Source organism: Hymenobacter sp. APR13, assembly GCF_000737515.1.
Lineage (GTDB): Bacteria > Bacteroidota > Bacteroidia > Cytophagales > Hymenobacteraceae > Hymenobacter.
Map to the genome: position 1 here is coordinate 101,749 of NZ_CP006587.1, position 17,597 is coordinate 119,345.

Consider the following 17,597-nt stretch of genomic DNA (forward strand, 5'->3'; position numbering starts at 1 on the left):
TGAAACAAAGGGCTCTTGGCCAGCTTCTGGCCTGTCTGAAAACTGTCACTCAACGCTACGCGAAGCAGAAGCTTCGCGCTACATACCCCTTATGTCGCAAGCTACCCTCACCCCTGCCCTCAACCTTTCCACTTCCGATGCGCTGTTTACGCGCGCCAAAGACCACATTCCCGGTGGCGTGAACTCGCCGGTGCGCGCCTTCCGGGCCGTAGGCGGGCACCCCGTGTTCATGCAGTCGGCGCAGGGCGCCTGGCTCACTGATGTGGATGGCAACCGCTACCTGGACTTCATCAACTCCTGGGGGCCGATGATTCTGGGCCACGCGCCGCAGATTGTGCTGGATGCCGTGCAAGGAGCCATCGGCAACTCGCTGTCGTTTGGCGCGCCTACCCGCCGCGAGGTGGAAATGGCCGAGCTCATCAAGCAGATGGTGCCCAGCATCGAGAAAGTACGGCTGGTGAACTCAGGCACCGAGGCCACCATGTCGGCCATCCGGGTGGCGCGCGGCTACACGGGCCGCACCAAGATCCTCAAGTTTGAAGGCTGCTACCACGGCCACGGCGACTCGTTCCTGATTGCGGCCGGCTCGGGCGCCCTCACCCTCGGCACCCCCGACTCGCCCGGCGTGACGCCCGGCGTGGCCCAGGACACCCTCACGGTGCCCTACAACGACTTGGCCGCCGTGGAACAAGCCATTGCCGCCAACGACGGCCAGATTGCAGCTCTGATTCTGGAGCCCGTAGTGGGCAATATGGGCCTGGTAGCCCCAGCCGAAGGCTATCTGCAGGGCCTGCGCGCGCTGTGCACCCAGCACGGCATCGTGCTCATCTTTGATGAGGTGATGACCGGCTTCCGCCTGGCCCGCGGCGGCGCGCAAGAGCTCTACGGCATCACGCCCGACATGACGACGCTGGGCAAAATCATCGGAGGCGGCATGCCCGTGGGCGCCTACGGCGGCCGCCAGGACATCATGGACAACGTGGCCCCCGCCGGCAAGGTGTACCAGGCGGGCACGCTCTCCGGCAACCCCATTGCCACCGCCGCTGGCATTGCCCAGCTCACCTACCTGCAGCAGCACCCCGAACTCTACGACGAGCTGAACCGCATCACCACCCGCCTCGCCGATGGCACCCGCCAGATCTGCCAGGAGCTGGGCCTGAACTACACCGTCAACCAGGTGGGCTCGATGTTCAGCGTGTTCTTTACCGACAAGCCCGTGCGCAACCTCGAAGACGCCAAAACCTCCGACACCGAGGCGTTTGGCCGGTACTTCCAGGGCATGCTGCACCGCGGTATCTATCTGGCGCCGGCGCAGTACGAGGCCCTGTTCGTGAGCACCGCCATTACCGACGAGCTGGTTGACCACTACCTCACGGCCTGCCGCGAAGCCATGCGCGAAGCCCACGGCCTGTAGTACCAGCCTGTCGGCCCAGGTATTCCTGCAAACCTCGGAAAGCCTCCCTACTATCTGTGGAGAGGCTTTTCCTTTGCTGGCAGTAGTGGATAAAAACCCGCGCAAGCGTATGGGCAACGTGTTACCTTTGCGGCAACCATTTGCGCTGCCATGTCCCGATTTCGTTTGTTGCTGCCCCTTTTCCTGTTGCTGTGGCTAGCTGTGCCGGTTGCGCTGCCGGCCCAGAACAGCACCCCGGCCGCCGCCAACAAGCAGCTTTTCGACCGCACCGTAGACGAGCTCAACTTCCGCACCATGGAAACCGTGTACGACAAGTCGTTTACGCGGCGCAAGTTCCCGGCTTCCATGCGCACGGCCAAGGCTCGCCGCGACTTCACCGATTTCAACGGCCGCGCCGACCTGCAAACGCTGTTTCAGAACTACAACGGCGTATCGGAGCGCTACAAAAGCCGCTTCGGGAAGGGCCGCACCGATCTGGCCGAGTTTGAGAAGCAGCTGGGCAGCGTACTGGTAGACAAGAACTTCGAGTTTTTCATTCGGGTCCTGCCCCGCGACGAGCGGGTGGCCCTCATCCGGGCGCTGCAGCGCGTGATTTCGCAGGGCGCCGCCCGTTTCAACGCCTCCGAAGACCCCGTGCCGGAAGAGCTGTCGGCCGATGGCGCGGCCGTGCCGCCTGCGGATGTCGATGCGCCGGCCACCACCTCGGCCGCTACCGAAGATCCGGCGCCGCAGCCCGAAGCGCCGCTTACCACGGTCACTACTTCAGTCAGCAGCAGCCCCCGACCCCTCGATGTGCCGGTACGCCACGATTGGCTCGACTACCTAACGCTGCTGCTGGCGGCCACCTCCACGCTGCTGCTGCTGCTGCTCGTAACCAGCGTGCTGCCCGACCTACGCGCCCGCCTCGACGGCCTGGCCGAAGAGCTGGAGCAGCAGCCCACCAAGCCCCGCTCCCGCTCCAACGCCCTGCCCAAAGACCGCTACGACGAGGAAGAGGTATAATTAGTAATTGAGAATTAGTAATGAGTAAGCATGCGCTACCTGTGGCTTTTTAGCCTTATGATAACGCTAACTCATTACAGCCAATTCTTACTTACTAATTCCTAATTGCTAATTCACCCCCTACATGATCCTGACCGACCAGCAGATTCTCGCCGAGATTGAGCGCGGCAACATCGTCATCGAACCCTACGACCGGAGCTGCCTCGGCACCAATTCCTACGACGTGCACCTGGGCCGCTACCTGGCCACCTACCGCGACAAAGTACTGGACGCCCGCAAGCACAACGAAATCGACGTATTCGAAATCCCGGAGGAAGGCTTCGTGCTGCAGCCCGGCGTGCTCTATCTGGGCGTTACGGAGGAATACACCGAGAGTCACGCCCACGTGCCGTTTCTGGAGGGCAAGAGCAGCGTCGGCCGCCTCGGCATCGACATCCACGCCACCGCCGGCAAAGGCGACATCGGCTTCTGCAACACCTGGACCCTGGAAATCAGCGTGTCGATGCCGGTGCGCGTGTACTACCTGATGCCCGTGGGCCAGCTGATTTACTTCAGCGTACAGGGCGATGTAGAGACGTTCTATAACCGCAAGCCCAACGCCAAGTACAACGAGCGGACCGTGAAGCCCGTGGAGTCAATGATGTGGAAAAACCAGTTCTAGCGCAGTATCGCGCTGTCCGTAAGGCGTTTTGCTGAGCCTGTATATAGGCTTGGCAAAACGCCTTTTTGCTTTCAGTATAAACTCCTTGGCACAGTTTTTCGTTAGGAACTAGCAACTGGCTGCCGGTTCTCCCTCTGGCTTCGCTGGTTTTCCCGATTTTCGAACGATCAACGATAAGTCTACCATGAGAAACCAACTTGCTACTGCTGCCCTGCTGCTGGCCGCCACGCTCGGCTCGCAGGCCCAGCAAAAGCCGGCCCTGGCTCCTAAAGATAAAACCCAATCGTCGCCGCGTCTGACGCCGGTGCAGGTGCGCGCCGCCCGCCTCTCCGACCAGATGGCCCGCGAGCTGCGCCTCAACGGCTACCAGGCAACCCGCCTGCGCGCCATCAACGAAGACAAGATTGCCAAGATGGCTGCTATCGAGCAGCGCAACGCCGGCAACCCCAAGCTCATCGACGAGCAGTGCGGTGCCGTGTGCAAGGAGCGCGACCGGGAATTGCAGGCCGTGCTTTCCAACGACCAGTACAGCAACTACTACGGCTCCCGCTCAGCATATTATAAGTATGACAAGGACTACGCCTCGCGCTCTGGCAATGTCAACTCCGACTTCGTAAACTCGGTGCAAAACCCATCCCCTGCCTCTAGCGGCGCTGTAATTGCCCCGGCCCGCAAGCCGGCCAGCACCACCCGCTAGTAGTTTATTCTCACAAAAAAAGCCCCGCTCAGCAGCTGCCGAGGCGGGCTTTTTTTGTGGGCCGCGAGGCCTACTTCTGCTTGTTGTTTTCCTCGTCGATGTGGTCGGTGAGGGCGCGGCACAGGTCGCGCATCTTGGTAGCCATTACCACGTCGTTGGTGGCCGTCATGATAGTTTCGGCCATGGCACCGATGTTGTCAACCACGAAATATTTCATGGCATCGATGGGCATGTCCTTGGTCCAGAGGTCAATCTTCATGGTGCCATCCTGGTCCCGGTCCCAGATGGCCACGTTGATGGCTTTGGCAAAGTGAATGTCAGGGCCGGCATCGGTAGCAGTCCAGCTGATTGCCTCCGGCACTTTCTGGTCGTCGAGGGCAATGCTAAAGCGGATTTCGGATTTCTTCATGGGTTCAGAAGGTGAAAAAGCACGTCATGCAGAGCGGAGCGAAGCATCTCGCCAGTGCAGTAAACTCATGTATTGAATTACTATACTGGCGAGATGCTTCGCTCCGCTCTGCATGACGTGCTGAAGTAATGCAAAAGTTAAACGTAGTTGTTCAGCATCACCGGCATCACCAGCATCAAGATGCTTTCGTTGTCGTCGGCGAGGGTGGGCATGAGCAGGCCGGCGCGGTTGGGCGTGCTCAGCTCCAGCGTGATTTCCTCGGAGTCGATGTTGCTGAGCATTTCCTGCAGGAACTTGGCGTTGAAGCCGATTTCCATGTCTTCGCCGTCGTACTGGCAGGCCAGCTTTTCGTTGGCTTCGTTCGAGAAGTCGAGGTCCTCGGCCGATACGGTCAGCTCGGAGCCGGCTAGGCGCAGGCGCACCTGGTGGGTGGTTTTGTTGGAGTAGATGCTGATGCGTTTCACCGAGTTCAGCAGCTCCTGGCGGCTGATGATGAGCTTGTTGGGGTTGCTGACCGGAATGACGTTTTCGTAATCGGGGTAGCGCTCATCAATCAGGCGGCACACAAGACGCATCTGGTTGAAGCTGAAGAAGGCGTTGGAGTTGTTGAACTCCACGCGCACCGGCGTGGCCTCGGAGGGCAGCGCGCCTTTCAACAGGTTGAAGGCTTTGCGCGGAATGATGAGGTTGGCGGTCTGGCCGGCGCCCACGTCGGAACGGCGGTAGCGCAGCAGGCGGTGGCCGTCGGTGGCCACGAAGGTTACCTGATTGTCGGCCAGCTGCACCAGAATGCCAGTCATGGCCGGGCGCAGCTCGTCGGTGCTGACGGCGAAGATGGTCTTGTTGATGGCGCGGCTCAGCGACGACGACGGGATTTCCACCGGCGTAGAGCCTTTCACAACGGGCACGCGGGGGAAGTCGGTGGCGTTTTCGCCGGCCAGCTTGTAGCGGCCGTTGGAGCTGGCAATTTCGATACTGTAGGTTTCCTCGTCCAGCGTGAAGGTCACGGGCTGGTCGGGCAGGTTTTTCAGGGTGTCGAGCAAGATGCGGGCGGGCGCGGCAATGCGGCCACTTTCGCGGGCTTCCACGGGCAGCTCGGTCATCATGCTCGTTTCCAGGTCGGAGGCCGTAATCGTCAGCTTGCCGTCTTCGATTTCAAAGAGGAAGTTCTCCAAAATCGGCACCACAGGGTTGTTCGTGACCACGCCGTTGATGCTCTGAAGCTGCTTGAGCAGGGCGGAAGACGAGACGATGAACTTCATAAAGGATGGGGTTCGGGAGTGTTTTTGGAAGGGAGACAAAGATAGGAAACCGGGGCGGGGTTTTCTAGTGCAAAAACCGGTTGGCCTGTACTTCGTTCAGCGTACGTACGCCGAACGCAGGACGCCGAAAAGCAGCCTAGCTGAGCCAGGCTGCGGAGAACAAGGACTACAGCACCACAGTCAGCAGCAACGCCAGCACCAACAGAATGCCGACGGCTGCCACCACCTTCCAGACCACGACCAGCCCGGCATTGGCGTAGCTGCTTTCGTATTCTTTTATCAGCACGCGCCGTGCTTGCATCCGGCTGCGGTGCCGCAGGTACAGGTACACAAACCCGACGGGAGCCAGTACGATGGTACTGAATATGCCCTCCATCAGCACTTCAAACAAGACCGTGAACAGTTCTTCCATCCGGCTGTGTGCTTGAAAACCTGCAACAGACAAGGCTGCTATTTCCTAAAACCGCGCGTACCGCCGCTTCCGGCGCCAGGCCCGCACGGCGCCAAACACGCCCAGCAGCACCAGCGGGGCCACCAGATTCAGCAGCTGCCACTGGCGGCGCTCCTCGGCCACGCGCAGCTTATCGAGGGGCCGGAGCGTGATGTGCTTGCTGCGCACCGATATCAGGTTGCTTTCATCGAGCATGTAGTCCACGGCGTTGAGCACCAGCTCGCGGTTGGCAAACTCGGTGGCAGCGAGGCGGTCGAAGCCCAGGCGCAGGGGGCGGCCGGTTTTGGGGTCCACGTCGTTGCGCACGAAGTCACCATCGGAGAGCACCAGCACTTTGGCGGGGCGGTCCTGGGGGCTGGTGGCGGGCTGGAAGCGGGCCGTGCCGGGCTCGGCGCGGTTGGCGTAGAGCGAGCGGAACTGGCCTTCTAGCAGGTAGCCAACGGGCTTGAACTGCGAGGTGTAGAGCTGGCGGTTGGGCTCCAGGCGGGCGTCGTTGAGGTTGACGGGCACCGGCGAGGGCAGCACGCGGGTGTAGCGCGAGGTGAACAGCAGCGGCGTCTTACGAATCCCGACGGCCTTCACCGTATCGATGCTGCTCACAAACTTGGTGTACACCGCGTCGAGGTTGCGGGTGATGGGGTGCTGGCTGAAGTTGTTGATGAGCGGGTAGAACTGCCATGGCATGGGCTCCACCTTGGGCTTGTTGCCCATCATGCCGGTCACGAGCGGGATGACGCCAGAGTTGAGGTCAAGCAGCAGGTCAGGGTTGACGCGCACGCCGTACTTGAACAGCAGGTCGTCGAGGTTGGTCTGGATGGGGAACGAGAGCATGCCGCCGCGGCTGGCGCTGTCGAGGTTCACGCGCATGGCATCCACGAAAAACAGCGCGTTGCCGCCGTGCGTGACAAACTGGTCGAGCTTGAACTTCTCGGGCTCCGAGAACGTGCCGGCGGGCTTGGCCACCACCAAGGCGCTGAGCGTGCGCAAGTCCTGGGGGCGGGTCTGGGCGAGGTTCACCCGGAACACGTCGTAGAACTGGCTGAGCGAGCCAATCAGGTCGCCGGCTTCGGCGTTGCTTAGCTCGCCGTGGCCTTCCACCACCCCAATGCGCTTGCGCTGGCCGGGCACCACCCGGCGGATGGCGCTGGCCATTTCGTACTCCAGCCCCTCGATGCTCTGGTTGAGGCGCACGTCAGCCGGGGCGGCCTGGTTGCCGCGCAGCAGCAGCACCTGCTGCTCCTTGCCCCCGGCCGATACGGTAGCCCAGGGGAAGATGATCTTCTCGACCCGCTTGCCGTTTTCGTTGGCCCCGAGGTTGGTGGGGCGCAGGCCTTTTTTGAGCAGCGTGGCGTAGTAGGCGTTGCGGGCCTGCTCGGTGCCGGCCGCCGACGGGTCGATGAACACGTAATGCAGGTTCTGGCCGCCGTAGACCTGCATTTCGTTGAGGGTTTCGCGCACAGCCTGCTGCAGGCGCCGGAACGACGGCGGGAAGTCGCCGTCGAGGTACACCGTCACGGTAACGGGCTGCGGCAGCTTCTGCAGCAGCTCCTTGGTGGCCTCCGCCATGGTGTAGCGCTTCTCCTCCGTCAGATCGAGCCGGAAAAAGAACTGCTGGCCCAGAAAGTTGAACAGCAGCAGCAGGCCGATAACCAGCAGAAAGCGGGTCAGGTCGCGGCGTTTGCGGGTTTGGATGGGCGCGGGGGATTGTGTTTCGGGCATGTTCTGTCGGGGGCCTCACCCCCTAGCCCCCTCTCCTGCAGAGAGGGGGGACTAGTTTTTAGCTTGTTAGCACCATATTTTTCTAGAGCTAGTTCCCCCTCTCTGCAGGAGAGGGGGCTAGGGGGTGAGGCAAACGGCCTGCTACCAGTTGCGGCTTTGCAGCACCAGCCGCGTGCCAAGCAGCAGGCCGGCAATCAGGCTAAGAAAGTACAGCAGGTCGCGGGAGTCGAGCAGGCCTTTGCTGATGTCGCGGTAGTGGGCCGCAATGCCGAGCTGGCCGATGTAGTAAGCCGGTGCCCCATCGAATACCGACGCCACCGAATCGAAGCCCGAGTACACCAGAAAGCAGCCGACTACCGCCACCAGAAAGGCAATAATCTGGTCGCGGGTGATGGCCGAGGCAAACACGCCGATGGCCGCAAACACCGCCGCCAGCAGCCCCAGACCCAGGTAGGAACCCACCGTAGCCGCCGAGTCGATGTTGCCGGCGGGCGCGCCCAGCTGGTACACCGAGTAGTAGTAGAGCAGCGTGGGCAGCAGCGCCAGCAAGGCCAGCAGCAGGCAGGCCAGGTACTTCCCTCCTATTATCTGGCCGTCGGTGAGCGGACGCGTGAGCAGCAGTTCCATGGTGCCGGCCTTCTTTTCCTCGGCGAAGGTGCGCATGGTGAGGGCCGGAATCAGGAACAGAAACACCCAGGGCGCGATGTTGAACAGCGTCTGCAGGTCGGCAAAGCCCGAATCGAGCACCGAGCTATCCGGAAAGACCCACACGAACAGGCCCGTAGCCACCAGAAACACCCCTATCACCACGTAGGCAATAGGCGAGTTGAGGAAGCTGTTGAATTCTTTGCGAAGGATGGCGAGCATCTAGGCGGGTAATGAGGTGATGAGTGGTTGTAAGAACGTCATGCTGAGCTTGCCGAAGCATCTCGCGTGCTGACGTTGAGTTACTAATCCTGAGTCAGCACGCGAGATGCTTCGGCAAGCTCAGCATGACGGTCAAGCGTTACTTCGTCAGCTCCTGGAACACCTGCTCCAGGTTCTGCTCTTCCTGGCGCAGCCCCAGCAGCACCCAGCCCTGAGCAGCAGCCAGACGCGAAATGGCGCCGCGCTGGTCGGAGCCGGCGGCGGCCCGGATACGGTAGGTGTGGCCGGTTTCTACGTCCACGCTCCGGATGCCGGGCAGCGCCAGCAGCGGCGCAGGGTCGATGGCCTGCTCGAACTCGGCGCGGATGATGGTTTCGCGCAGGGCCTTGCCGCCCAGCTCCGCCACCGGTGAGTCGGCCACGAGCTGGCCGCGGTTGATGACGATGGCCCGGCTGCAGAGCGCGGCCACCTCGGGCAGGATGTGGGTGCTGAAAATGACGGTTTTGTCCTGACCCAGTTCCCGGATCAGGGTGCGGATTTCGCTGATCTGATTGGGGTCGAGGCCGGTGGTGGGCTCGTCGAGGATGAGCACGCCGGGGTCGTGGATGAGCGCCTGCGCGAGACCCACGCGCTGGCGGTAGCCTTTGCTCAGCGCCCCGATCAGCTTGCTCTGCTCGCGCCCCAGCCCTACCCGGTCCACCAGTTGGCGCACCCGCTGGCGCAGCGTGCTGCCGCCCAGCCCGTGCACCGACCCGATGAATTCCAGGTACTCGTGCACGTACATATCGAGGTAGAGCGGGTTGTGCTCGGGCAGGTAGCCCACACGACGGCGTACTTCCAGCGGCGCCGTCTGCACGTCGTAGCCCTCAATGACGATGGTACCGGCCGAGGGCGGCAGGTAACCGGTGGCCATCTTCATGGTCGTGGACTTGCCCGCGCCATTCGGCCCCAGAAACCCCAGAATCTCGCCTTTGCCCACCGTGAACGATATATCATTCACGGCCGCCTGGGTGCCGAAGAGTTTGGTCAGATGTTGAATTTCTACCATAGGATGTGTGACCTGTAAACCTGACCGTCATGTTGAGCGAAGTCGAAGCATCTCTACCGCTCCGTTGCAATGCCATGCAGGCAAAGCGGTAAAGATGCTTCGACTTCGCTCAGCATGACAACGTATCGTGCAGCAGACTATTTCGGCTGCGTGGGCCGCATCTGAATTTCGGAAATCATGGTGGCCTGCGGGGCTTCCAGTGTGTGCACGATGGTAGCGGCAATGTCCTCGGGCTGCATCTTGTGCGGGTTGGGCTCGGCGCCCGGCTCCATGCCGCCAAAGTTGGTTTCCACCGAGCCGGGCATCACGCAGGTTACGCGCACACCCTGCGGGCGAACTTCCTTGAAAAGCGCATCGGAGAAGCCGCGCACGGCGTACTTGGTGGCGCAGTAGCCGGCCAGGTTGGCCGTGCCGGCCGTGCCCGCCAACGACGCCACGTTGATGATGTGGCCTTCCTTCTGCTTTTTCATCTGCGGCAGCACGGCCTTGGTGCAGTAGAACAGGCCGTGCACGTTGGTATCGAACATGGCGTGCCATTCGGCGGCCTCGAAGCCATCAATCGGGCCGAAGTTGCCGATTCCGGCATTGTTGACCAGCACGTGCACCTTGTCGCCGAGCAGCTTGGTGGTGGCGGCGTAGGCTTTCTGCACGTCGGCTTCCTGGCGGATGTCGCACTTGATGAAGTGGAAGCGTGGGTGCTTGAAGTCGTCGGGGGCGGTGCGGCCCCAGCCGGCTACCTCGGCCCCTTTGGCCAGCAGCGCCTCGACGGTGGCGCGCCCGATTCCTTTGCTGACGCCTGTGATAATGGCTACCTTGCCGCTGAGTTCCATAGCTGTAGAATGATGGTTGGGCGTACGTTTGGAGTGCAAGTTAGTGGCCCCCGCGGGGTTTTACGTGTCGCGCTGGCCTTGGGGCTGAGTGTGGGGCTGTTAGCGTCGTGCGGCAGCGACGATTGCCTGACCAGCGCGGGCCAGGAAACCACCGAGCGCCGCGAGCTGCCTGCCTTCCACGACCTCACCGTGGCCGACAACGTGAACGTGACCTTGGTGCAGGACACGGCCACCTACGCCGAAGTCCGCACCGGCTCCCACCTGCAGGCCGACCTCAAGCTGGAAGTGCAGGGCCCGCGCCTGTTCATCACCAACGAAAGCCGCTGCAACTGGGCCCGCAGCTACGACGTGGCCCACGACGTGGTGCTGCACCTGCCCCGCCTCATCAACATGGACCACACCGGCCAAGGCACCGTGCGCACCCAGGGTCGGTTCCGGGCCGACACCGCCTACTACCACATGAAAGGCACCGGCGACTACGACCTCGACCTGCAGAGCCGCTACCTCTGGCTCGACCAGTACGAGCTGGGCGACTACCGCCTGCGCGGCACCACCGACCAGCTGCTGCTCTCCGGCGGCGGGCTAGGCCGCTTCTACGCCACCGATATGCGGGCCCGCGCCTGCTATCTCAACCTGACCATTTACGCCGGCAACGACATTTACGTCAACGGCTCGGAGGAAGTAGCCGGCACGCTGGCCGGCCCCGCCACCGTCTACTACTCCGGCAACCCCACCACTGCCAATGTGCAAGTGACGGGCAAAGGCAAAGTGGTGAAGCTGAATTAGGGTCTTGGGGGCAGTAGCGCGAAGCCTTTGCTTCGCGTCTGTTCTGGCCTCATCAAACTGTCGGAAACGCGAAGCAAAGGATTCGCACTACTACCCCCAAGCTTCCACCTACAAATCCCCCAGCTGCGGGCGGATCAGCAGCTCCTCGATTACGGCCTGCGGCGAGAGGCTGTAGGCGCCGAAAATGGCTTCTGCCACGTCTTCCGACCGGATGAAACGCTCTGCCGGCAGGTCTACGCCTTCCCAGCTGGCGGTGAGGGTGGCGCCGGGCAGCACGGCCGTCACCCGGATCTGCTGTTCTTTCAGCTCCTCGCGCAGGTTGCGGCTGAAGCCGTACAGGGCGTGCTTAGCAATGCCGTAGGAGCCGCCGTTGGCGTAGGCCGCAATGCTGGCCGTCGAGCAGATGTTGAAAATATGGCCCTGGCGGCGCGCAATCAGGCCAGGCAGCAGCGGCAAGGTCACGTCGTAGGCGCTGAGCAGGTTCACGGCCAGCATCTGGCGCAGCTGCGAGCCGTCGGCGGGCTCATCCTGCAGGCGGCCGGGCAGAAACGAGCCGGTGTTGTTCACCAGCACCTCCACGGCGCCGCCCAGGCCCAGCACGAAATCCGTGAAGCGGCGGCACTCGTTGGTTTCACTCAGGTCGGCGGGCAGCGTGTGCAGCACGGCCTGCGGAAACTGCTGCCGCATATCGGTTTGCAGGGCCGCCAGATCCTCGGCAGAACGGGCACACGTAACCACCGGCCAGCCGGCTCGCAGAAAGCGCATCACCACCGCCCGGCCAATTCCTTTGGTTCCGCCGGTTACTACCACATATTTTTCCATTCCTTTGGTTGTTATTTCGGTTTTCACGTAAGTACGCGGGGCCGAAATGCCCCGTGCGCGCCGCTGCGCAAGTTCCTGCTTTTCCTCTCATTCTCCTTACCTCATGGTTAAGACCTTCGGCTCTTTCCTGCTGTTCATCCAGAGTATGCTCTCCCGCAAGGAGCGGTTTGCCGTGCTCTGGCAGCGTACCATCGACGAGTGCATCCTCATCGGCACCGATTCGGTGTTTATCGTGTCCATCGTTTCGGCCTTCATCGGGGCCGTAACGTGCGTGCAGATTGCCTACAACCTCATCAACCCGCTCATCCCGAAAAGCACTATCGGGTTCATGGTGCGCGAGATGACCATTCTGGAGCTGGCCCCCACCATCACCAGCATCGTGCTGGCCGGTAAGGTGGGCAGCAGCATTGCCGGCGGCCTGGGCACCATGCGCATCACCGAGCAGGTATCAGCGCTGGAAGTAATGGGCATCAACTCGGCCTCCTATCTGGTGCTGCCGCGCATCATTGCCGCCATGCTCATGTTTCCGCTGCTCGTGATTCTGGCCATGATGCTCTCCATCATGGGCGGCTACCTGGCCGGCACGCTCTCCGGCGCCATGTCGGCCCAGGAGTACATTGAAGGCATTCGCACCGACTTCGTCCCCTACAACATTCTTTTCGCCCTGATCAAGTCAGTGGTGTTTGCCTTCCTGGTGTCAGCCATTTCTTCCTTCAAAGGCTACTACACTGAGGGCGGCGCCCTGGAAGTAGGAGCCGCCAGCACGGGCGCGGTTACCAACTCCATCATTGCCATTCTGCTGGCCGACTACGCGCTGGCCGCTATTCTACTTTAAATTGTTGAATGGCTGTATGGTTAAATGGCTGGCTGTTTTGATAAGCCTGACCAACAATCAACCATATAGCCATTAAGCCATTCACCCAATGATTGAGGTCCATAATATCCAGAAGTCGTTCAACGGCAACCCCGTACTGAAAGGCATCACCTGCACCTTCGAAACCGGCAAGTGCAACCTGCTGCTGGGTGGCTCCGGCACCGGCAAAAGCGTGCTGCTGCAGTGCATTGTTGGGTTGATGAAGCCCGACCTGGGCAGCATCACCTTCGACGGCACGGTGTTTACCAACAACAAGGTGGATATCCGGCAGGAAATCCGCCGCAAAATCGGGATGCTGTTCCAGGGCTCGGCCCTGTTCGACTCGATGACGGTGTATGAAAACACTGAGTTTCCGCTGAAGATGCTCACGCCGGAAATGAGCAAGGAGGAACGCCGCGACCGGGTGGAATTCTGCCTGAAGCGCGTGGGCTTGGAAAATGCTGGCAATAAAATGCCTTCCGAAATTTCGGGCGGCATGAAAAAGCGCGTGGGTATTGCCCGCGCCATTGCCCCCAACTGCACCTACCTGTTCTGCGACGAGCCCAACTCCGGCCTCGACCCCGCCACCAGCATCAAAATCGATGAGCTGATTCACGAAATCACGCACGAATACGGCATCACCACCGTCGTCATCACCCACGACATGAACTCGGTGGTGGAAATCGGTGACCATATCATCTTCATGCACAAGGGCCTCAAGCTCTGGGACGGCACCAAGGATGAAATCCTGAACGCCAAAGTGCCAGAACTGCGCGAGTTCATCTTCAGCAGCAGCCTCGTACGCGCCGCTAAGCGCGTCGACGAAGAATCGGAAGGCGGTCTGGAAGCTTTGGCCAACGAGCCGCTTTCAGAAGTGTAGCTTCCTATCGTTGCTAGGATGGATGGAAGATCAGACATTCTTTCCCCTCGCCGACCCGAATTACCCTTACAAGCAAGCCCTCCGGCAGTAGTTCACTGAACTACCGCCGGAGGGCTTTGTCATTACGATTTTCAGGCTCAGAAGAAAGCAACGGGTACGCTGCCCTTCATCCTCGCCCTGCCAGCTACCACTGCTCGCGGCGGCGCAGCTCCGTGATATGAGCCAAATGGTGCCGGCTGTGCCAGGAGTACAATGCCAGCGCCTGGTCCAGCGTGAAGTTGCAGCCGGAATCGGGGTGGTGGAAGGTGCGCTGCCACTGGGCCTCGGTGAGGTTACGCAGCAGCCGCACCCAGCGAATGTGCAGCGCCTCCAGCAGCGCCAACGATACGGCCGGCGGCGTGGCCTCCACATCGGGCAGTTCGGCCCAGGCGGCTTCGTCGTAGGGCTTGATGGTGGGGTTGTCCTCGGTGAGGGCCAGCCGGCAGCGGGTGTAGGCGTTCAGGTGCGAGTCGGGCAGGTGATGGACGAGTTGGCGCACGGTCCAGCCGCCGGGGCGGTAGGGCGTGTCGAGCTGGGCGGGCGTGAGGCCGGCCACGGCGGCCCGCACCTGGTCGGGCAGGGTGGCCAGGTGGGCAATGTAGGCCGTGCGGCGGCCGTGGTCCAGCGGCGCCTCAGGCAGCACGGGCCGGCCGATGGGGTAGCGGAGGTCGGAAGAAGCAGAATCAGACATGGTAAAGACGGGTTGGGGGCGCAAAGTACGGCAGCCGGGCGCAGCCGAACCTTCGCAGGCCAAGGTTCAGGCACAAAAAAGGCCTTCCCGGGCAGGAAGGCCTTTCAGTTATTTCAGACAAGCCGCGGCTTAGCTGTCGCGCTTGTTGAGTTCGTCGCGGATTTTGGCGGCTTTCTCGTAGTCTTCGCGCTCCAGCGCCTGCGCCAGCATCTTGGTCAGCTCGTCCAAGGACACCTGGCCGCTGGGCTCGCGGGGCGTGGGAGCCGGCTTGGCCGGGCCCTCGTTGGTGTCGTCCTCGTCGTCGTCATCCTCGTCGTCGTCCGAGTCTTCGGCGTTTTCATCGAGGTCCGACAGAATGATACCGGCTTCGCTCAGCACGCTTTCCACCGTGAAGATGGGCACACCGAAGCGCAGGCCGATGGCAATGGCGTCGGAAGGGCGCGAATCCAGCTCGAAGGTAGTGGCCCCGTCGGAGCACACAATCTTGGAGTAGAACACGCCTTCCTTCAGGTCGGAAATCAGGACTTCCAGCACGGCCACGTGTACCTGCTCGGCAAACGACTTGAACAAGTCGTGCGTGAGGGGCCGGTTCGGGTTAATTTTCTCTATCTGAATGGCAATGCTCTGCGCCTCAAACATGCCGATGATGATCGGCAGGCGTCGGTTGCCGGTCTTCTCCCCCAGGATGAGGGCAAAGGAACCCGACTGCGACTGGCTGGACGAGAGGCCCAGGATTTCGAGCGGTATTTTTTTCACAAGTAGGGTCTTGGTGAATTTGCTGGTGCGAAGAATGTGAAAATGTGCGAAATACGGGAACGGCCGCAGCACATTTCCCGCATTTCGCACATTACAGTCACATTAGTTCAGCTCTTTTACCGCTTGCGTGAGCTTAGGCAGCACATCAAACACGTCGCCCACGATGCCGTAGTCGGCAGCTTTGAAGAACGGAGCCTCGGGGTCTTTGTTGATGACCACAATCACCTTGCTCGAGTTCACGCCGGCCAAGTGCTGGATGGCACCCGAAATACCGCAGGCAATGTACAGGTTCGGCGATACGGTGATGCCGGTCTGACCCACGTGCTCGTGGTGAGGGCGCCAATCCACGTCCGATACGGGCTTGGAGCAGGCCGTAGCCGCACCCAGAGCCTTCGCCAGATCCTCGATGAGGTTCCAGTTCTCGGGGCCTTTCATGCCCCGGCCACCCGATACCACGAGGTCAGCCTCGGGCAGCAGAATGCCGCCAGCCTGGTCCTGCATCACTACTTGCTTAGGAGCATCGGCGAAGTCGGCATCCGACAGCTGAGCCGAGAAGGCCTCCACCTGAGCGGTTTTGCCAGCCTCGTGCAGAGCTTCGATGGAGTTCTTTTTAACGGCAATGATTTTCCGGTCACCGTCCAGCTTCACATCAGCAAAGGCTTTGCCCGAGAAGGCCCCGCGCTTCACCGTGAACGAGCCACCGTCGGTTTTGGGCAGCTCTACCACGTTGGTGGCAATGCTAGCCTGCAACCGAATCGACAGGCGCGAGCCAACCGAAGCACCGATGTTGGAGTTAGCCAACACGATGATTTTGGCGTCTTCCTTCTGGGCGGCGGCCGCAATCAGCTTGGTGTAGGCCCCGTTCACGAAATCCTTGAGGCGGGGTTCGGCGTCGTGCAGCACCTTGGTGATGCCCTGCTCGCCCAGCTTGGCCAGGTTGGCTTCGGTGGCTTCACCCACGGCTACGGCCGTGGCCGTGGTACCCAGCATCTGGGCTACCTGGCTGCCGTAGGAAGCTACTTCCAGCGAGGATTTCTTTACCTCGCCGCCGTCACATTCAACAACTACTAGTACAGACATTTCTTTTCTTAATTAGTAATTAAGAATTAGTAATTAAGAATGATTGGATTTTCCCATCGGAGCGACTTTCGCCGGCTCATGGTCAGCCAATTACTACTTCTTAATTACTAATTATTAATTGATGTTTTAGATGACCTTGGCTTCGTTGCGGAGCAGTTTGATCAGCTCGCCGGCGCTTTCGGCCGGGATGAGCTTCACGCCTTGCTTCTGGGGGGGCAGCGCGAAGGCGGCTACCTCGGTGCGGGCCGCGTCGGCGGTGGGCTCCACCACTTTCAGGGGCTTGGTGCGGGCCGTCATGATGCCGCGCATGTTGGGGATGCGGGGCTCGCACATCGGCTGCTGGCAGGAAGCCACGAAAGGCGTGTTCACCTCCACGATTTCCTTGCCGCCTTCGATTTCGCGCTCCAGCGTGGCGGTGTTGCCGCTCATATCCAGCTTCATGGCCGGGGCCACCGTCGGGATGCCGAGCAGCTCGCCTACCATGCCGTGCACTTGGAAGCCGTTGTAGTCGATGCTTTCCTTACCCATCAGAATCACGTCGTAGCCGCCGTCTTTGGCGATGCTGGCGATTTGCTGGGCCACGAAGAAGGCATCCTTCGGGTGGGCGTTGACGCGGATGGCGTCGTCGGCGCCGATGGCCAGGGCCTTGCGGATGTTGGGCTCGGTGTCGGCCTCGCCTACGTTGAGGACGGTGACCGTGCCGGCACCCTGAGCTTCTTTCAGCTCAATGGCGCGAGTGAGTGCATACTCATCCCACGGATTAATCACGAACTGCACGCCAGCTTTGTTAAACTCCTTGTTATCAGGAGTAAACGTGATTTTGGTGGTCGTGTCGGGTACGTTGCTGATGCAAACGAGAAACTTCATCTACGGCTGCTTATATGGAAGATACTAGGAGAAAGTGCCAAATTTGGGGCGAAGATACTCAAAACTACCGCCCCATGGAAACCGCGCCGAGCCGCCTGCAACAACTCCTGGCCTTTTGCCAGGATGATCCCACCGACGCGTTTACCATCTACGCGCTGGCCACCGAATACCGCGTTACGGAGCCGGAAAAGGCCATGACGTACTACCAGAAACTACTCGACGAGCATCCGGACTACGTGGGTACGTACTACCACGCCGGCAAGATGCTGCAACAGCTGGAAAAGCCCGAAGAAGCCGAAAAAGTTTACCGCAAAGGCCTCACCGTGGCCCGCAAAGCCGGCCAACTGCACGCCGCCAGCGAAATCCAGCAAGCCCTAAACCAGCTGCTGGGCCTGGATTACGAGGACGAAGACTAGTTACTCGTTAGATCTTTTCCCGTTGCTCGTTATTGGTTGTTGTTGAA

General features: G+C 60.9%; 20 protein-coding genes. 8 read left to right on the forward strand and 12 right to left on the reverse strand.

All coding sequences use genetic code 11. The features are described from left to right. The first annotated feature begins 91 nt into the window (after positions 1-91). The 4 genes from hemL (at position 92) to N008_RS21135 (ending at position 3,774) form a co-directional block, all read left to right on the forward strand. Complete coding sequence (gene hemL, locus N008_RS00365) at positions 92-1,414, forward strand: glutamate-1-semialdehyde 2,1-aminomutase (protein WP_044012840.1); 1,323 nt, start codon at positions 92-94, stop codon at positions 1,412-1,414. Between the two features lie 150 nt (positions 1,415-1,564). Then, entirely contained in the window at positions 1,565-2,416 is an 852-nt protein-coding gene (locus N008_RS00370; RefSeq protein WP_156108940.1) for a hypothetical protein, read from the forward strand. A 124-nt stretch (positions 2,417-2,540) separates the two neighbouring features. Continuing rightward, positions 2,541-3,077, forward strand: a complete 537-nt coding sequence (gene dcd / locus N008_RS00375; protein ID WP_044012846.1) for a dCTP deaminase — start codon at positions 2,541-2,543, stop codon at positions 3,075-3,077. A 184-nt stretch (positions 3,078-3,261) separates the two neighbouring features. Then, on the forward strand, positions 3,262-3,774 hold the full coding sequence (locus N008_RS21135; RefSeq protein WP_052381030.1) for a hypothetical protein: 513 nt from the start codon (positions 3,262-3,264) through the stop codon (positions 3,772-3,774). Between the two features lie 70 nt (positions 3,775-3,844). On the opposite strand, the gene gldC is transcribed toward N008_RS21135, so the two are convergent. From gldC to N008_RS00415, 7 genes are all read right to left on the reverse strand, one after another. Then, positions 3,845-4,183 carry a gliding motility protein GldC gene (gldC, locus tag N008_RS00385; protein ID WP_044012849.1) on the reverse strand — a complete coding sequence of 113 codons (339 nt, stop codon included), beginning with the start codon at positions 4,181-4,183 and terminating at the stop codon, positions 3,845-3,847. A gap of 137 nt (positions 4,184-4,320) precedes the next feature. Further along, a complete protein-coding gene (gene dnaN / locus N008_RS00390) occupies positions 4,321-5,445 on the reverse strand; it encodes a DNA polymerase III subunit beta (protein ID WP_044012853.1) in 1,125 nt (374 codons plus the stop codon). A 166-nt stretch (positions 5,446-5,611) separates the two neighbouring features. After that, positions 5,612-5,890, reverse strand: coding sequence for a hypothetical protein (locus tag N008_RS00395; RefSeq protein WP_156108941.1), 279 nt, complete (start codon positions 5,888-5,890; stop codon positions 5,612-5,614). Between the two features lie 12 nt (positions 5,891-5,902). Next, positions 5,903-7,615 (reverse strand): gliding motility-associated ABC transporter substrate-binding protein GldG, encoded by a 1,713-nt coding sequence (gldG, locus tag N008_RS00400; protein ID WP_044012859.1) that lies wholly within the window; start codon positions 7,613-7,615, stop codon positions 5,903-5,905. 141 nt (positions 7,616-7,756) lie between these two features. Next, positions 7,757-8,482: a gliding motility-associated ABC transporter permease subunit GldF gene (gene gldF / locus N008_RS00405; RefSeq protein ID WP_044012862.1), complete on the reverse strand. Its 726-nt coding sequence runs from the start codon at positions 8,480-8,482 to the stop codon at positions 7,757-7,759. Positions 8,483-8,621: 139 nt separating this feature from the next. Then, positions 8,622-9,530, reverse strand: coding sequence for a gliding motility-associated ABC transporter ATP-binding subunit GldA (gene gldA / locus N008_RS00410; protein WP_044012865.1), 909 nt, complete (start codon positions 9,528-9,530; stop codon positions 8,622-8,624). 137 nt (positions 9,531-9,667) lie between these two features. Beyond that, positions 9,668-10,360, reverse strand: coding sequence for an SDR family oxidoreductase (locus N008_RS00415; protein ID WP_044012868.1), 693 nt, complete (start codon positions 10,358-10,360; stop codon positions 9,668-9,670). Positions 10,361-10,450: 90 nt separating this feature from the next. Here N008_RS00415 and N008_RS00420 point away from each other — a divergent pair, with 90 nt between their 5' ends. Continuing rightward, complete coding sequence (locus N008_RS00420; RefSeq protein WP_197062917.1) at positions 10,451-11,146, forward strand: GIN domain-containing protein; 696 nt, start codon at positions 10,451-10,453, stop codon at positions 11,144-11,146. 108 nt (positions 11,147-11,254) lie between these two features. On the opposite strand, the gene N008_RS00425 is transcribed toward N008_RS00420, so the two are convergent. After that, positions 11,255-11,968 carry an SDR family oxidoreductase gene (locus tag N008_RS00425; RefSeq protein ID WP_044012873.1) on the reverse strand — a complete coding sequence of 238 codons (714 nt, stop codon included), beginning with the start codon at positions 11,966-11,968 and terminating at the stop codon, positions 11,255-11,257. A 103-nt stretch (positions 11,969-12,071) separates the two neighbouring features. On the opposite strand from N008_RS00425, the gene N008_RS00430 reads away from it, so the two are divergent. Together N008_RS00430 and N008_RS00435 are read left to right on the forward strand one after the other, a co-directional pair. Further along, positions 12,072-12,803, forward strand: a complete 732-nt coding sequence (locus N008_RS00430; protein WP_044012876.1) for an MlaE family ABC transporter permease — start codon at positions 12,072-12,074, stop codon at positions 12,801-12,803. Between the two features lie 88 nt (positions 12,804-12,891). After that, a complete protein-coding gene (locus N008_RS00435) occupies positions 12,892-13,701 on the forward strand; it encodes an ABC transporter ATP-binding protein (RefSeq protein ID WP_044012878.1) in 810 nt (269 codons plus the stop codon). A 184-nt stretch (positions 13,702-13,885) separates the two neighbouring features. On the opposite strand, the gene N008_RS00440 is transcribed toward N008_RS00435, so the two are convergent. The 4 genes from N008_RS00440 to N008_RS00455 form a co-directional block, all read right to left on the reverse strand. Next, the gene (locus N008_RS00440; protein WP_044012881.1) at positions 13,886-14,431 is read right to left on the reverse strand and encodes a YfiT family bacillithiol transferase; all 546 of its coding nucleotides are present in this window, start codon (positions 14,429-14,431) and stop codon (positions 13,886-13,888) included. A 129-nt stretch (positions 14,432-14,560) separates the two neighbouring features. Then, entirely contained in the window at positions 14,561-15,187 is a 627-nt protein-coding gene (locus N008_RS00445) for a bifunctional nuclease family protein (RefSeq protein ID WP_044012883.1), read from the reverse strand. A gap of 102 nt (positions 15,188-15,289) precedes the next feature. Continuing rightward, positions 15,290-16,267 (reverse strand): electron transfer flavoprotein subunit alpha/FixB family protein, encoded by a 978-nt coding sequence (locus N008_RS00450; protein ID WP_044012886.1) that lies wholly within the window; start codon positions 16,265-16,267, stop codon positions 15,290-15,292. A 126-nt stretch (positions 16,268-16,393) separates the two neighbouring features. Then, positions 16,394-17,134 (reverse strand): electron transfer flavoprotein subunit beta/FixA family protein, encoded by a 741-nt coding sequence (locus N008_RS00455; protein WP_044012888.1) that lies wholly within the window; start codon positions 17,132-17,134, stop codon positions 16,394-16,396. 74 nt (positions 17,135-17,208) lie between these two features. Here N008_RS00455 and N008_RS00460 point away from each other — a divergent pair, with 74 nt between their 5' ends. After that, a complete protein-coding gene (locus tag N008_RS00460) occupies positions 17,209-17,550 on the forward strand; it encodes a hypothetical protein (RefSeq protein ID WP_044012891.1) in 342 nt (113 codons plus the stop codon). Positions 17,551-17,597 lie beyond the last annotated feature (47 nt).